This window comes from Vibrio algarum, assembly GCF_028204155.1.
Classification (GTDB): domain Bacteria; phylum Pseudomonadota; class Gammaproteobacteria; order Enterobacterales; family Vibrionaceae; genus Vibrio; species Vibrio algarum.
In genome coordinates, this window is the sequence record NZ_JAQLOI010000001.1 from 98,849 (window position 1) to 113,864 (window position 15,016).

General features: G+C 42.3%; 16 protein-coding genes and 2 pseudogenes. 7 read left to right on the forward strand and 11 right to left on the reverse strand.

Annotation, left to right across the window (positions count from 1 at the left end; all coding sequences use genetic code 11):
• Positions 1-8: 8 nt before the first annotated feature.
• Both cysD and cobA read right to left on the reverse strand, forming a co-directional pair.
• A pseudogene (cysD, locus tag PGX00_RS00460) lies at positions 9-916 on the reverse strand (sulfate adenylyltransferase subunit CysD).
• A gap of 98 nt (positions 917-1,014) precedes the next feature.
• Entirely contained in the window at positions 1,015-1,896 is an 882-nt protein-coding gene (gene cobA, locus PGX00_RS00465; protein WP_272131833.1) for a uroporphyrinogen-III C-methyltransferase, read from the reverse strand.
• A gap of 363 nt (positions 1,897-2,259) precedes the next feature.
• Between cobA and cpdB the strand changes: the two are divergent.
• The 4 genes and pseudogenes from cpdB to PGX00_RS00485 all read left to right on the forward strand — a co-directional run bounded on the left by cpdB (position 2,260) and on the right by PGX00_RS00485 (position 6,199).
• Positions 2,260-4,171: pseudogene (gene cpdB, locus PGX00_RS00470) on the forward strand (2',3'-cyclic-nucleotide 2'-phosphodiesterase).
• A gap of 72 nt (positions 4,172-4,243) precedes the next feature.
• Entirely contained in the window at positions 4,244-4,813 is a 570-nt protein-coding gene (locus PGX00_RS00475; protein ID WP_272131834.1) for a Crp/Fnr family transcriptional regulator, read from the forward strand.
• Between the two features lie 64 nt (positions 4,814-4,877).
• Positions 4,878-5,333: a GNAT family N-acetyltransferase gene (locus tag PGX00_RS00480; RefSeq protein ID WP_272131835.1), complete on the forward strand. Its 456-nt coding sequence runs from the start codon at positions 4,878-4,880 to the stop codon at positions 5,331-5,333.
• Positions 5,333-6,199, forward strand: a complete 867-nt coding sequence (locus tag PGX00_RS00485; RefSeq protein WP_407702329.1) for a DMT family transporter — start codon at positions 5,333-5,335, stop codon at positions 6,197-6,199. Before PGX00_RS00480 ends, PGX00_RS00485 begins: the two co-directional genes overlap by 1 nt.
• Before the next feature lie 8 nt (positions 6,200-6,207).
• Here PGX00_RS00485 and PGX00_RS00490 read toward each other — a convergent pair whose 3' ends face one another.
• Complete coding sequence (locus PGX00_RS00490; protein WP_272131836.1) at positions 6,208-6,777, reverse strand: LysM-like peptidoglycan-binding domain-containing protein; 570 nt, start codon at positions 6,775-6,777, stop codon at positions 6,208-6,210.
• A 193-nt stretch (positions 6,778-6,970) separates the two neighbouring features.
• Between PGX00_RS00490 and PGX00_RS00495 the strand changes: the two genes are divergently transcribed.
• The 3 genes from PGX00_RS00495 (at position 6,971) to PGX00_RS00505 (ending at position 9,782) form a co-directional block, all read left to right on the forward strand.
• On the forward strand, positions 6,971-7,591 hold the full coding sequence (locus tag PGX00_RS00495) for an FKBP-type peptidyl-prolyl cis-trans isomerase (protein WP_272131837.1): 621 nt from the start codon (positions 6,971-6,973) through the stop codon (positions 7,589-7,591).
• 273 nt (positions 7,592-7,864) lie between these two features.
• Positions 7,865-8,353: a DUF2780 domain-containing protein gene (locus tag PGX00_RS00500; protein ID WP_407702366.1), complete on the forward strand. Its 489-nt coding sequence runs from the start codon at positions 7,865-7,867 to the stop codon at positions 8,351-8,353.
• A 160-nt stretch (positions 8,354-8,513) separates the two neighbouring features.
• Positions 8,514-9,782, forward strand: a complete 1,269-nt coding sequence (locus PGX00_RS00505) for an O-acetylhomoserine aminocarboxypropyltransferase/cysteine synthase family protein (protein WP_272131839.1) — start codon at positions 8,514-8,516, stop codon at positions 9,780-9,782.
• A gap of 287 nt (positions 9,783-10,069) precedes the next feature.
• Here PGX00_RS00505 and rplQ read toward each other — a convergent pair whose 3' ends face one another.
• From rplQ to rplO, 8 genes are all read right to left on the reverse strand, one after another.
• On the reverse strand, positions 10,070-10,456 hold the full coding sequence (gene rplQ, locus PGX00_RS00510) for a 50S ribosomal protein L17 (RefSeq protein WP_272131840.1): 387 nt from the start codon (positions 10,454-10,456) through the stop codon (positions 10,070-10,072).
• 26 nt (positions 10,457-10,482) lie between these two features.
• The gene (locus PGX00_RS00515; protein WP_272131841.1) at positions 10,483-11,475 is read right to left on the reverse strand and encodes a DNA-directed RNA polymerase subunit alpha; all 993 of its coding nucleotides are present in this window, start codon (positions 11,473-11,475) and stop codon (positions 10,483-10,485) included.
• Positions 11,476-11,498: 23 nt separating this feature from the next.
• On the reverse strand, positions 11,499-12,119 hold the full coding sequence (gene rpsD / locus PGX00_RS00520) for a 30S ribosomal protein S4 (RefSeq protein ID WP_272131842.1): 621 nt from the start codon (positions 12,117-12,119) through the stop codon (positions 11,499-11,501).
• A 34-nt stretch (positions 12,120-12,153) separates the two neighbouring features.
• Entirely contained in the window at positions 12,154-12,543 is a 390-nt protein-coding gene (gene rpsK / locus PGX00_RS00525) for a 30S ribosomal protein S11 (protein WP_171754181.1), read from the reverse strand.
• Positions 12,544-12,564: 21 nt separating this feature from the next.
• Positions 12,565-12,921, reverse strand: coding sequence for a 30S ribosomal protein S13 (gene rpsM, locus PGX00_RS00530; RefSeq protein ID WP_272131843.1), 357 nt, complete (start codon positions 12,919-12,921; stop codon positions 12,565-12,567).
• A 148-nt stretch (positions 12,922-13,069) separates the two neighbouring features.
• The gene (rpmJ, locus tag PGX00_RS00535) at positions 13,070-13,183 is read right to left on the reverse strand and encodes a 50S ribosomal protein L36 (RefSeq protein WP_000868186.1); all 114 of its coding nucleotides are present in this window, start codon (positions 13,181-13,183) and stop codon (positions 13,070-13,072) included.
• A gap of 39 nt (positions 13,184-13,222) precedes the next feature.
• Positions 13,223-14,557, reverse strand: coding sequence for a preprotein translocase subunit SecY (gene secY / locus PGX00_RS00540; protein WP_272131968.1), 1,335 nt, complete (start codon positions 14,555-14,557; stop codon positions 13,223-13,225).
• A 20-nt stretch (positions 14,558-14,577) separates the two neighbouring features.
• Positions 14,578-15,012, reverse strand: a complete 435-nt coding sequence (gene rplO / locus PGX00_RS00545) for a 50S ribosomal protein L15 (RefSeq protein WP_272131970.1) — start codon at positions 15,010-15,012, stop codon at positions 14,578-14,580.
• Positions 15,013-15,016 lie beyond the last annotated feature (4 nt).

A 15,016-nucleotide genomic window follows, 5' to 3' on the forward strand; every position in this document is an offset into this window, starting at 1 on the left:
GCCTTTCCTTAGAAGTAACCTTGACGTTTCTTAAGTTCCATTGAGCCCGACTGGTCACGGTCTATCGCTCTACCTTGACGTTCACTAGATGTTGCAACGAGCATTTCTTCAATAATTTCAGGGAGTGTGGTCGCTTCAGATTCAATTGCCCCCGTTAATGGATAACAACCTAGTGTTCTGAAACGTACATTTTTCTGTTCAACATTCTCACCTTCTTCAAGGGGCATCCTTTCATCATCGACCATAATCAGCATGCCATCTCGTTCAACAACAGGTCGTTTCTCGGCTAGATAAAGAGGAACAATTTCTATATTTTCTAGATAGATGTATTGCCAAATGTCTAACTCAGTCCAATTAGAGAGAGGAATACTCGAATACTCTCTCCTTTGTTGACTTGACCGTTATAGGTATGCCAAAGCTCTGGACGTTGATTCTTCGGATCCCATGTATGGTTTTTGTCACGAAATGAATAAACGCGCTCTTTCGCACGGGATTTCTCTTCATCGCGTCGAGCACCACCAAAAGCAGCATCAAAACCATATTTGTTGAGAGCCTGTTTTAACCCTTGCGTTTTCATGATGTCGGTATGTTTTGAAGAACCGTGATCAAATGGGTTTATACCCATTTCAATACCTTCTGGGTTCTTATGTACCAAAAGCTCAAATCCATATTTTTTAGCGGTTTTATCTCTAAATTCGATCATCTCTTTAAATTTCCAATCCGTATCGACATGGAGTAACGGAAAGGGAATTTTTCCCGGATAAAATGCTTTACGAGCAAGGTGAAGCATGACCGAAGAATCTTTACCGATGGAGTACATCATCACCGGATTTTGAAACTCTGCTGCAACTTCACGAATAATATGGATGCTTTCAGCTTCAAGCTGTTTTAAGTGAGTAAATCTTTGTTGATCCATGACGTAACTTCCTTTGGCTCTTTATTGAGCGTGGCTAATACTTGTATCTATGTTTGCTATTAGCTAATGCACATCACATTAACTCTACGTATTGAAAACTATGCGTACTGAGCAATAAGCTGCTTTTTAGATGGTTCATGACCTTGTTGCTGCATCTGAGAAAACCAATCTAACTTCTCTGACAAACGAACCACTTCGCCGACTACAATTAATGAAGGTGAATCCGCCTGTTCGGCTAATGTTGCTAGTTGATGTAATGAACCTTTTAATACTCGCTGCGTAGCTTGAGTACCTCGCTCAATAATCGCGACAGGGGTATCACTCGCTCTACCGTGATGAATAAGCTGGTTCTGTATATGCTTTGACTTCATTAACCCCATATAGATAACCAATGTCTGCTTGCCTCTTGCGACAGTCGACCAATCGAGTTGATCACTCTCTTCTTTCAGATGACCGGTAATAAAAAGCGCAGACTGAGCATAATCTCTATGGGTCAGAGGAATTCCCGCGTAAGCGGTTGCCCCCGCAGCAGCAGTAATGCCGGGTATGACTTGGAATGGAACATTTGCATCAAATAGAACTTCTAACTCTTCACCGCCCCGGCCAAATACAAAAGGGTCACCGCCTTTAATTCGCGCGACTCGATATCCTTGCAAGGCAAAATCGACAAGTAATTGGTTGGTTTTTTCCTGAGGAACACTATGATGACCGGCTTTTTTCCCAACACTAACGAGTATTGTCTCGCTAGGAATTAACGCCATAATCTCGTCAGAAACAAGGTAATCGTAAAGAACAACGTCAGCTTGCTGTAAAAAGCTTAGTGCTTTTAACGTGAGCAGCTCGGCATCACCTGGCCCAGCTCCAATCAGAGCGACTTCTCCTTTACTTAAACGACTTTTACCAAAAACAGGCGCTATACTGTTACTCACTAGTTTTGGTTTTTCGTTAGGAAAAATTGTATGTATGTCTGTGCTCTTCATGCAGCTATCTCATTCGCAGTTGATGATTGCATTATGAACAGACTTATATATTACTTGAAATTCTAAAATTTCATTTTTTATTCTAAAAAGTGATAAGGGCCATTTGCACTACTGTGTTGAAAAGTAGATAAAGTGAACAAATCGAGAATTTTTTTAACATGCAGATCACATTTCAAGGGAGAAAGACAACATTTGTTTCATAAAGATCTGATACCTTCAGCACTGGAATATTAAATAAATTATATCTCTCCCAAAAATATTGCACTGTTAGGTCACATAAGACCTACGTTAATTAACAAGGATTGGAGCAATTCAATGACCATCAAACCACTATCTCTTGCAGTTCTATCCGGCATGATTGCCATGTCAGGTGCTGTTAATGCAGAAACTGTTAACCTTCGTATTATAGAAACAACCGATATCCACGGTAACGCATACTCATTTGATTACTACAAGGGCAAGGAATCTGAGAAGATTGGCCTATCACGTGCAGCAACAATAGTGAAACAAGCTCGCGATGAAGTCGCTAACAGCGTTCTTGTCGATAACGGAGACTTAATTCAAGGTAGTCCAATGGCTGACTACATGGCGTCTAAAGGGATTGTTTCTGGAGAAGTACATCCTGTATATAAAGCAATGAACCAGTTAGGCTATGACGTTGGTAACTTAGGAAACCACGAATTCAACTATGGTTTAGACTTCCTTGCAGAATCAGTAAACGATGCTAATTTCCCATACGTCAATGCAAACGTGTATGACAAAGCAACTGGGGAAATTACTACACCCCTTACATTATCAAGCAATATTCGTTCAAAGATACCGACGGGTTCCCACGTTCTATCAGCGTAGGTTATATAGGTTTTGCTCCTCCTCAGATTTTAACTTGGGACAAAAAAACCTAGAAGGCAATGTTATTGCTGAAGATATCAAAAAGACGGCTGAAAAATTTGTTCCGATGATGAAAGCAGAAGGCGCAGACGTTATTGTAGCGATTCCGCACTCTGGTATCTCTAAAGACCCATATAAAGAAGGTGCTGAAAACTCAGTTATCTATCTTGCTGACGTCGAAGGCATTGATGCAATCGCATTCGGTCACTCACATGCCGTGTTCCCAGGAAAGGGCTATGACGGTATTCAAGGCGTTGACAACGAAAATGGTACTATTAATGGCGTAACCTCTGTCATGCCAGGCCGCTGGGGCAGCCATGTTGGTGTAATGGACCTAGTACTAGATTTCGACAAGCAAAAAGGCGAATGGAACGTAACAAGCGGTAAAGCAGAAGCTCGTGCTATTTATGATCGTAAAGCGAAAGCTTCTTTAGCGGCCAATGATGAAGGCATAGTAAAAGCTCTCGAAGCAGATCATGCGGCTACATTAGAATTTGTGAACCAACCAATTGGTAAAGCAAATGACGTAATGTATAGCTTCTTAGCGCTAGTACAAGATGATCCTACTGTACAAATTGTTAACGCTGCACAAAAATCATACGTAGAAAAATTTATCCAAGGCGATCCGAACCTAGACGGTATTCCAGTACTTTCAGCGGCTGCACCATTTAAAGCCGGTGGCCGTAAAAATGATCCATCTGGTTATACAGAAGTGGAATCAGGGCAACTTACTTTCCGCAATGCCGCCGACCTTTACCTATACCCGAACACCCTAGTGGCACTGAAAGTCACCGGTAAAGAAGTTAAAGAGTGGCTAGAATGTTCTGCTGGTCAATTTAATCAAATTGATACAAATAGCACAGAAGCACAATCTCTCGTTAACTGGGATGGTTTCCGTACTTATAACTTCGATGTTATTGACGGTGTAAACTATCAAATAGACCTTACTCAGCCTGCTAAATATGATGGTAGCTGTAAAGTGATTAATCCTGAATCACAGCGTATTGTAAATCTAACTTTCCAAGGTGAAGCGGTTGATATGTCAAAAGATTTTATCATCGCTAGTAACAACTACCGAGCATACGGCGGCAAGTTTGCTGGTACTGGTTCAGAGTTCATTGCTTTTGATGCGCCAGATGAAAACCGCAGCATCCTAGCGGCTTACATCACTGAAGTTAGTAAAGAAAAAGGTGAAGTCACACCAAGCGCTGATAACAACTGGTCATTTGCACCTATCATGAGCTCTGAAAAACTAGATATTCGCTTTGAAACCTCACCAAGCGAAAAGGCAGCTAAATTTGTAGAAGATAAAGGTCAATACCCAATGGAAAAAGTGGGCATGGACGAAGTAGGCTTTGCTGTCTATAAGATTGATCTACAAAAATAATCCATAAGTCTCTATGATAACGGCCGTACTCTTTTATAGAGTACGGCTTTTTTTATGCTGGGGACATTGTAGATGAATAAAGATTTAGTAAATCAGTTGCAAGAGCATGGATTTACTCGTGATGAAATTGCAGAAGTGAGTACACTTGCTATTCCCCTAGAGCTTCCAACTCGTCATATTTTAATCAATCAGGGAGATATACCATCCCATATCTATTTTTTATTAGATGGTATTTGTCACTCATGTTACTTAACAGAAGAAGGCAAAAGCTTCAGTAAAGAGTTTTACTGGGAGCAGGACTGGATCATCGGGTTTGAAAGCTTGATCAGTAACCGGCCATCCCCTTTTCTTTTAGAGTCTCTCACCTCTATTAGCCTTTTATGTATACCTATTGACGCCTTGCGCATTTGGAGAGAACAAGCAAACCCTTTATATATAAAGTTGTTAGAAACTCAGCTGATGTATAAAGAATCAAAAGAACGCTTTATGTTGCTGTATTCACCAGAAGAACGTTACGAACTTTTTTGTACGCATTACCCAGATCTAGAGTTAAGACTTACGGATTATCAGATTGCCGCTTATCTGGGAATTACCCATATCAGCTTAAGTAGAATCAAATCTCGCATAAAAGCAAAAGACTAATTAACAAAAGTTAACGATTATTAATAACTAAGTTGTTATTTTCGTAAAAAACGAAAGGATATTTATGATTAATTGGCAACTATTAAAGTTTGAAGAACTCACCACAATACAACTCTATGAACTACTAAAACTACGTGTAGATGTTTTTGTAGTAGAGCAGAACTGCCCTTACCCTGAATTGGATGATAAAGATAAATTGCAGGGAGTATATCAGCTGATAGGCTATCAGGAGGATGTGATTGTAGCCTGCGCTCGATTGCTAAAACCTGGGGTGAGTTTTAACAATTGCTCAATAGGCCGTATTGCCACCAAATATTCTGCGAGAGGCAATGGACTTGGCCACAAATTAATGAACAAAGCATTAATAGAATGCCAAAACTTATGGCCCAATCAAAGCATCGATATTCAAGCTCAAGAATATCTAAAAAATTTTTATCAAGGGTATGGTTTTATTGGATATACCGATTCATACCTAGAAGACGATATCCCTCATCTTGATATGAGATTGGAAAAAGTATAGTGCCAACTCAGGGCACTGTACGTATTGCATTATTCGCTCTTATTCTTGGTAATTTGTTCGCTTCACTGTCTGATGTCGCGGTTAAGTATCTGGATAGTGATGCTTCCGTATATCAATATGTTTTTCTGAGGCAACTGATTGCAACCATAGTTGCAGCACCTTTCTATCTTAAAAATAGAAAAGTAAACGACTCAACTGTCAACTGGAAGGTAACGGCACTTAGAGCACACTTAATCATTTTTGGCGCAAGTTGTATGGTGATAGCGATTACTCACTTACCACTTGCAACCGCTAACGCTGTTTTTTATGCCGGCCCGTTGTTAATGCTTCCTTTATCTATTTTGTTATTAAACGAGAAGATCAAATTAGACAAGGCTATAGGCTCTATCATTGGGTTTGTTGGAGTGCTCATCGTATTACGACCCTCACAGTTTCACTGGGCCGCTATCTTTGCTCTTGGTACTGCCATTTCTTTAGCTTTATTTCATGTTTTGGTTCGCAAGCTTCCCTCTGAACATTCCGTTATTCATACTCTTTTTTGGACAAGTATCATGTCCCTGCCTCTCTCTGGTTTGCTTGCGATCTTCGATTGGCAACCACTCGGCCCGATCCAACTATATTGGATTGTCGCCAGCTCAGTGTGCGTTTTAGCTTATAATGCATTAGCGGTATTTGCTTATAAAAAAGTACAAGCGGATGAAATTGCTCTCGCAGAATATTCCGGCTTAATTTTTGTCACCGCGTTTGGCGTGTGGTGGTTTAATGAAGTGCCCGATGCTTTCACTTTGATAGGAATGGTTTTCATTGTTGTTCCGCTTCTCCCACGCAAGGTTTTGCGCAGAAAAAACAGAAGAAATAAAGCTTAATAACGCGGCTACTTACTTCTACCGTAACCACCGTCTGACAAACGGAAAAACATGACCGAAGAACCCGACTTTTCGAGTTGTAGAATGTCTAAATGGCCCTCGGAAGCCAATTTAAATCGAACAAGTTGACCTGCCGTTATCTTGCTAAGCGGTTTATCCAAACCTTCTATCGCAATTAGAGCATTCAAGTCAGCCATAGGTAAACTGTTGGCTCGAAAAACTTTCGCTAATGTATCCCCAGATTGCACTGTATATTCCTGCCATTCGTCGGTGGTTGTTACCTTTTGCTTTGTTCCACCCTCTTCACTTAATGACACGGGATTAACCGCCACTTCTTTTCGTTCTGGCTCAACTTGAACACTATTAGTCATCTCAATTGTTTTATCAGATTCTACTGAAGGGCTTGGTACCAAAATCAATATAATGACGATGGGGATAAGAATCATCAGCAAACGTTGATGTAACTTTGGTAAATCAGACCAAGTAGCTTTTATTGAACTCATCTCAACTTCAGTGATCCTAGCTTTCAAACCATCTAGTAGGCCCGTTTCTTGTTTCTTCCTATTTCGACGATTCATAGAAACCACTCCTTTTATTTACAGCACGTTACATTACAAGCAAGAAAAGTTAAAAAGCTAAAACTACCCATCGATTATAGTTTTTTCAACTGATAGAGGATAGCGATTAATTGAGAACAGTAACACAGTTTATTCAAACGGCTAATACTGGTATCCTGTGCGCTTTATTTACTCAAGAATAAAGAGAGACAACATGTCTGACATCAAACTGGATACAGTAGAACAAAAAGCAAGCTATGGTATTGGTCTACAAATGGGCCAACAACTTGCAGGAAGCGGCCTTGAAGGTCTTAATGTTGACGCTATCGCAAAAGGTATCGCAACATCGCTAACTGGCGATATGCCTGAAATCGAAGTTGACGAAATCAACGCAGCACTACAAGAGATCCACACTCGTGCAGAATCAGCTCGTGCAGAAGCTTCTAAAGCAGCATCTGCCGACGGTGAAGCTTTCTTAACAGATAACGCTTTACGTCCTGAAGTGACTGTACTTGAGTCTGGTCTTCAATATGAAGTAATTACAGAAGGTACTGGTGAAGTTCCTACTTCAGACAAGCAAGTTCGTGTTCACTACCATGGTCAACTGACAGATGGTACTGTGTTCGATAGCTCAGTTTCACGTGGCCAACCTGCTGAATTCCCAGTAACTGGCGTAATCAAAGGTTGGGTTGAAGCCCTTCAACTTATGCCTGTTGGCTCTAAGTGGAAACTTTACATCCCACAAGATCTTGCATACGGTGAGCGTGGTGCGGGTGCTGCTATCCCTCCTTTTGCTGCACTTGTATTCGAAGTCGAGTTACTAGATATTCTATAATTTTCTATGTACTTGAAAAGTTGAGCGGCGATTATCGCCGCTTTTTTAATTATCCCCCCTTTGGTGCCTTAATATTTTTACAACCCCACCATCTAGCACCTAGCATCTAGCCCCTATGTCAAATCACCTATTTAACTGTACCATTAGATATATTACGTTCGCGTCTTACTTATAAACCATTCTGCTAATCACATTTTTCACTCAGCGCGTTATACTTCCGTATTAAGTTATCAATTCGATACGCATTAAATATGGAGAATTTACGTGAATAAAATTAAAATAATCACAGCGTTAACAACACTATTCCTATCATTACCTAGCCACGCAATTTTTGGCCTTGGCTCAGATTCAGATACAAAACTCGACACAGATATGGTGAAGTCACTCGCAGGATCACTTGCGACAGAAGCATCGAATCAAGAAAGCTCCCCTTTGGTTGATGCACTTACTAACCAACTTAACGTATCACCAGAACAAGCCACAGGTGGGGCAGGCGCTCTTCTCGCTCTAGCATCAAGTTCACTTTCAGAATCAGAATCTTCAGAGTTAGGAAGCCTCATCCCTGGAATGAGCAGCTTATCTAGCGCTGCACCTGGGTTACTCAGCATGGCTGGCGACATGAGTGCAGTAACAGATATCTTTTCCAAGCTAGGACTGGATCCTTCAATGATAAGTCAATTTACTCCGGTTATTATGGAATACCTCACTGGCGAAGGCGCTTCTAGTGGGTTGCTTGACTCACTAGGTTCGTTATGGAAATAGCGATTTCTGTCTATATACATGCTTAATTCACTAAACTCACCGCTTTGGTGAGTTTAGTTTTTCTCCTTGCCCCTTTCCTCAAATTTACCACTTGTTTAGTGGATTCAATTTATGCGATTCTGTATCTCTTATAACAAGGAAGTAGACAAGAGAGAGAAAGATGAGAGACGAAACCCTATCTATACATTTTGGTTACGAAACAGACCCAACAACTAAATCCGTTGCTACACCTATTTATCAAACCGTTGCGTATGAGTTTGATAATGCTCAGCATGGCGCTGACTTATTTAACCTAGCAGTCCCTGGTAACATCTACACTCGTATAATGAATCCAACCAATGATGTCCTCGAGAAGCGAGTATCCGCTTTAGAAGGTGGTATCGCCGGGCTCGCTGTTAGCTCTGGTAGTTCTGCTATTCACTACGCTATTTTAACTCTTGCACAGCTAGGGGATAACATCGTTTCGACGCCACAGCTATATGGTGGAACCTACACTCTTTTTGCTCATATGTTGCCTAGCATGGGAATAGAGGTTCGCTTTGCTAAAGATGACAATCCTGAAAGCCTAGCAGAACTAATCGACGATAAAACGAAAGCCGTGTATTGCGAATCTATTGGCAATCCAGCCGGTAATATTATTGATCTTTCTAAACTGTCTGAACTTGCTCACGCACAGGGTGTTCCTGTCATTGTGGATAATACAGTCGCCTCACCTGCCGTCTGTAAACCTATTGAATATGGGGCAGATATCGTTGTTCACTCACTGACTAAATATATTGGCGGTCATGGAACTACGCTCGGCGGTATGATCGTTGATTCAGGTAAGTTCCCATGGGCAGAGCATAAAGAACGCTTCCCTGTATTTAATCAACCAGAGCCTTCTTATCATGGTGTCGTATATGCAGAGGCATTTGGGCCAGCGGCATTTATTGGTCGAGCAAGGACTGTACCCCTACGTAATACAGGTTCTGCACTCTCTCCTATGAATGCCTTTATGCTTATGCAAGGACTCGAAACACTTTCATTACGCATGGAGCGACATTGCGAGAATGCCTTAAAAGTAGCTGAGTATTTACAAAATCACGATAAAGTCAGCTGGGTAAGCTATGCCGGTCTCCCAGATTCACAATATTATCCGCTTGCTGAAAAATATATGAAGGGTAAACCTTCTGGTATTCTGTCGTTTGGACTAAAAGATGGTTACGACGCAGGTGTTCGCTTTTATGACGCACTTGAGATATTCAAACGCCTCGTGAATATTGGCGATGCTAAATCACTTGCCTGTCATCCTGCGTCTACAACTCATAGACAACTTGATGAGGTGGAACAAAAACAAGCCGGAGTTAGCCCAGAAATGATTCGTTTGTCTGTAGGGATAGAGCATATTGACGATATTATTGCGGATTTGGAACAAGCTTTGAACGCTTGAGTTTTGAATTTTGAGTCTTGAGTCTTGAATCTTGAGTCTTGAGTCTTGAATCTTGAGTCTTGAGTCTTGAGTCTTGAATCTTGAGTCTTGAATCTTGAGTCTTGAATCTTGAATCTTGAGTCTTGGGTTTTAAGCCTCTAGATTCTAGTCTCTAGTCTCTAGTCTCTAGTCTCTAGTCTCTAGTCTCTACCCTCTAGCCTCTAGATTCTAGATTCTAGATTCTAGATTCTAATCTCCAAAAAGCAAAAAGCCGAGCATTACGCTCGGCTTTTTAGTTCTTTAAGAACTTACTCAGCAGCAGCTTCTTCAGAAGCTTCTGGGCGATCTACAAGCTCAATGTATGCCATTGGAGCTTTATCACCTGTACGGAAACCACATTTTAAAATGCGAGTATATCCGCCCTGACGACTCGCGAAACGCGGGCCTAGTTCATTAAATAGTTTTGCTACTACTTCGTTATCACGAGTGCGAGCAAATGCCAGACGACGGTTAGCAACACTGTCTGTCTTAGCTAGTGTAATCAAAGGCTCAATTACGCGGCGTAGTTCTTTTGCTTTAGGCACGGTAGTTTTAATAACTTCGTGGCTAACAAGAGAACAAGCCATATTGCTGAACATCGCTTTACGATGACTGCTGTTGCGGTTGAGTTGACGACCACTCTTACGATGGCGCATGACCTAATCCTTCTAACTAGTATCGATTAATCTTCAGCGATAGACGCTGGCGGCCAGTTCTCTAGGCGCATGCCAAGAGAAAGACCACGTGAAGCAAGTACGTCTTTAATCTCTGTAAGAGATTTTTTACCAAGGTTTGGCGTTTTAAGTAGCTCAACCTCAGTGCGCTGTACCAGATCACCGATGTAGTGAATCGCTTCTGCTTTCAAACAGTTAGCAGAGCGAACTGTTAGTTCAAGATCGTCTACAGGACGCAGTAGGATCGGATCGAATTCTGGCTTCTCTTCCTTCTCCTCAGGAACACGTACATCACGAAGATCTACGAATGCATCCAATTGTTCAGCTAGGATTGTAGCTGCACGACGGATAGCTTCCTCAGGTTCTAGAGTACCATTCGTTTCCATATCGATGACGAGCTTGTCTAAATCGGTACGTTGTTCTACACGTGCCGCTTCTACAGCATAGGCGATTTTATCGACTGGGCTATAAGTAGCGTCAACAAGTAGACGACCGATAGGACGCTCATCTTCTTCAGTATGGATACGAGCAGAAGACGGAACATAACCGCGACCACGTTCTACTTTAATACGCATAGCGATTTCAGCGTTGTCATCCGTTAGGTGACAAATAACGTGCTCAGGGTTAGCGATCTCTACATCACCATCGTGGGTGATGTCACCTGCAACAACAGGGCCTGAGCCTGACTTATTCAGCGTAATAAACACTTCATCTTTGCCTTCAGCAACGCGCACAGCCAAACCTTTAAGGTTTAGAAGAATCTCAAGAACATCTTCTTGAACGCCTTCTTTAGTACTGTACTCGTGTAAAACGCCTTCAATCTCTACTTCTGTTACGGCACAACCCGGCATAGAAGATAATAAGATACGACGAAGCGCATTACCTAGAGTATGGCCAAAGCCACGCTCTAATGGCTCAAGAGTTACTTTCGCATGTGTCGTGTTGATCTGTTCGATGTCAACAAGACGTGGCTTAAGAAATTCTGTTACAGAACCCTGCATTGTGTCCTCTCTTTAGTTTAACCTTACTTAGAGTAAAGTTCGACGATCAAGTGTTCGTTGATGTCAGCTGATAGATCTGAACGTTCAGGCATACGCTTGAATGTTCCTTCCATTTTGCCACCATCTACTTCAATCCAAGTTGGTTTTTCGCGTTGTTCAGCAACTTCAATAGCCGCTTTAATGCGAGATTGCTGTTTAGCTTTCTCACGAATTGAAACAACATCGTTAACCGCAACTTTGAAAGAAGGAACGTTTACAACTTTACCGTTAACTAAGATAGCTTTGTGGCTAACTAGTTGACGTGCTTCTGCGCGAGTAGCGCCAAAGCCCATGCGGTAAACTACGTTATCAAGACGACCTTCAAGAAGCTGAAGCAGGTTTTCACCTGTATTGCCTTTAAGGCGCGCAGCATCTTTGTAGTAGTTACGGAATTGTTTTTCTAGAACGCCATACATACGACGAACTTTTTGCTTCTCACGAAGCTGAACGCCATATTCAGATAGACGGCCTTTACGAGCACCGTGCACACCTGGTGCGTTATCAATTTTACACTTGGTATCTATCGCACGGACACCAGACTTAAGGAATAAGTCAGTACCTTCGCGACGGCTAAGCTTTAGCTTAGGACCCAAATATCTTGCCATGATTCTTCTCCAATATTCCTAGAAACGAAAAACGTTATACACGACGTTTCTTAGGTGGACGACAACCGTTATGAGGGATCGGAGTTGCATCTACAATATTTGTAATGCGGTATCCAGCTGCGTTTAACGCACGGATAGTTGACTCACGACCAGGACCAGGGCCCTTAACCATAACTTCCAAGTTCTTAAGACCGTATTCTTTAGCCGCTTCGCCTGCACGTTCTGCTGCAACCTGTGCTGCGAACGGAGTAGACTTACGAGAACCACGGAAACCTGAACCGCCTGCAGTAGCCCAAGCTAGTGCGTTACCTTGACGGTCTGTTATCGTAACAATTGTGTTATTGAAAGAAGCATGAATGTGCGCTACGCCATCAGCTACTTGCTTGCGTACGCGCTTACGAGCGCGTGTTGGTTGTTTTGCCATTGTACTCTCTACCTTATCCGATTATTTTTTGATCGGCTTGCGCGGACCCTTACGGGTGCGAGCGTTGGTTTTAGTACGCTGTCCACGTAGTGGTAGACTGCGACGATGACGAAGACCGCGATAACAGCCAAGGTCCATAAGACGCTTGATGTTCATCGAGACTTCACGACGTAGATCACCTTCTACAGTGTACTTGGCGACACCATCACGCAGTTGATCAATCTGCTCTTCAGTTAGTTCACTGATCTTAACATTTTCAGCAATACCCACTCCAGCTAGAATAGCCTGTGCGCGAGTTTTACCAACGCCGTAAATCGCAGTAAGCGCGATTACAGCATGCTTTTGATCAGGAATGTTAATGCCAGCTATACGGGCCACTATTCACTCCTAGTACTTATATAAGAAATTATCCGCAGCAAAGCCCGTAGAGGATACGCTGCGGTTTACTACTTCTTTTGCACGCAAAAGGTAGGCCGAGCAATATACTCGACCAACCTTTACATTTCAAGTAAAAACTTCTGCTAGATTAGCCTTGGCGTTGTTTATGCTTAGGCTCACTGCAAATTACACGCACAACACCGTTGCGCTTGATAACTTTACAGTTACGGCAGATTTTTTTAACGGAAGCACGAACTTTCATTGCTAAACTCCGTAAATGGGAATCTAAAACTATTGCCGCTTAGCGGCCGTAGCCTTTTAGATTCGCTTTTTTCAACACAGAATCATACTGTTGTGACATCAGATGAGTCTGTACCTGTGCCATGAAATCCATGATTACAACCACTACGATAAGTAGTGAAGTGCCGCCAAAATAGAACCTTACGTTCCACATGACCATCATGAATTCAGGAATCAGACAAATAAAGGTAATGTATAGAGCACCTGCTAAGGTTAGTCTAGTCATCACTTTATCAATATATTTTGCTGTCTGCTCACCTGGGCGGATGCCTGGTACGAAAGCGCCAGACTTCTTCAAGTTATCTGCTGTTTCACGCGGGTTAAATACTAACGCCGTGTAAAAGAAACAGAAGAAAATAATCGCTGTTGCATAAAGCATTACATATAACGGCTGACCTGGGCTTAGAGCTAACGACACATCGGTTAACCAACCGAAAGTAGCGCTCTCGCCGTTCTGGCCAAGCCATTGAGCTAATGTTCCTGGGAACAAAATGATGCTCGATGCAAATATCGCAGGAATAACACCAGCCATGTTTATTTTCAATGGCAAGTGTGTACTTTGCGCTGCAAAAACTTTACGACCTTGTTGACGTTTTGCATAGTTAACGACGATTCGACGTTGACCACGCTCCATGAAAACAACGAAGTAAATTACAGCGAAAGATAATACTGCAATCAACAACAGAAGAAGTACGTGCAATTCACCTTGACGCGCTTGCTCGATTGTTTGTCCGATTGCCGAAGGCAATCCAGCTACGATACCCGAGAAAATAATCAACGAGATACCGTTGCCAATTCCGCGCTCTGTAATTTGTTCACCTAACCACATTAAGAACATGGTACCAGTTACTAAACTTACGGTTGCAATCAGGGTAAACATGGTTTGGTTGATAACAACCAGATTGTCGACCATATTTGGCAAGCCTGTTGCTATACCTAGAGCTTGGAATGTAGCTAAAACAAGCGTTCCGTAGCGTGTATATTGGCTAATCTTACGACGCCCTGCTTCACCCTCTTTCTTGAGTTCAGCTAACGCTGGGTGTACTACAGTTAGCAACTGGATAACAATCGACGCCGATATATACGGCATGATACCCAGTGCTAATATAGATGCACGCTCTAAAGCACCACCAGAGAACATGTTAAACATTTCTACAATGGTGCCCTTTTGCTGTTCGAACAAATCGGCAAGTACAGTTGCGTCAATACCAGGTAGCGGTACAAAAGAACCGGCTCTGAATACTAATAACGCTATTACTACGAATAGTAAGCGCGACTTCAGTTCAGCCAAGCCGCTCTGAGTACTACGAAAATCTTGTCCTGGTTTCTTAGCCATCTGTACCTCAACCTTCGAGATTATTCCTCGATTTTACCGCCGGCAGCTTCAATTGCAGCTTTAGCGCCTTTAGACACGCGTATACCTTTAACAGTTACCGCTTTGCTTAGTTCACCAGAAAGAACAACTTTAACAAACTCGATGTTCTTAGTGATAACGTTAGCCGCTTTAAGACTGTTAAGATCTACAACATCACCCGTTACTTTCGCTAGTTCACCTAGACGAACTTCAGCAGTCACTAGACTCTTACGAGAAGTGAAACCGAATTTAGGTAGACGTTGTTTCAAAGGCATTTGACCGCCTTCAAAACCTGGACGGACAGTACCGCCAGAACGTGACTTTTGACCTTTGTGACCACGGCCACCGGTTTTACCGAGGCCTGAACCGATACCACGACCTACGCGCTTCTTAGAAGGCTTAGAACCCGCAGCCGGTTGTAGAGTATTCAAACGCATTCTG

Bases quoted from the DNA above. Each gene is read 5' to 3' on its own strand.
- cobA (WP_272131833.1), bottom strand. From the start codon at position 1,896: ATGAAGAGCACAGACATACATACAATTTTTCCTAACGAAAAACCAAAA.
- PGX00_RS00475 (WP_272131834.1), top strand. From the start codon at position 4,244: ATGAATAAAGATTTAGTAAATCAGTTGCAAGAGCATGGATTTACTCGT.
- PGX00_RS00480 (WP_272131835.1), top strand. From the start codon at position 4,878: ATGATTAATTGGCAACTATTAAAGTTTGAAGAACTCACCACAATACAA.
- PGX00_RS00490 (WP_272131836.1), bottom strand. From the start codon at position 6,777: ATGAATCGTCGAAATAGGAAGAAACAAGAAACGGGCCTACTAGATGGT.
- PGX00_RS00495 (WP_272131837.1), top strand. From the start codon at position 6,971: ATGTCTGACATCAAACTGGATACAGTAGAACAAAAAGCAAGCTATGGT.
- PGX00_RS00505 (WP_272131839.1), top strand. From the start codon at position 8,514: ATGAGAGACGAAACCCTATCTATACATTTTGGTTACGAAACAGACCCA.
- rplQ (WP_272131840.1), bottom strand. From the start codon at position 10,456: ATGCGCCATCGTAAGAGTGGTCGTCAACTCAACCGCAACAGCAGTCAT.
- PGX00_RS00515 (WP_272131841.1), bottom strand. From the start codon at position 11,475: ATGCAGGGTTCTGTAACAGAATTTCTTAAGCCACGTCTTGTTGACATC.
- rpsD (WP_272131842.1), bottom strand. From the start codon at position 12,119: ATGGCAAGATATTTGGGTCCTAAGCTAAAGCTTAGCCGTCGCGAAGGT.
- rpsK (WP_171754181.1), bottom strand. From the start codon at position 12,543: ATGGCAAAACAACCAACACGCGCTCGTAAGCGCGTACGCAAGCAAGTA.
- rpmJ (WP_000868186.1), bottom strand. From the start codon at position 13,183: ATGAAAGTTCGTGCTTCCGTTAAAAAAATCTGCCGTAACTGTAAAGTT.
- secY (WP_272131968.1), bottom strand. From the start codon at position 14,557: ATGGCTAAGAAACCAGGACAAGATTTTCGTAGTACTCAGAGCGGCTTG.
- rplO (WP_272131970.1), bottom strand. From the start codon at position 15,012: ATGCGTTTGAATACTCTACAACCGGCTGCGGGTTCTAAGCCTTCTAAG.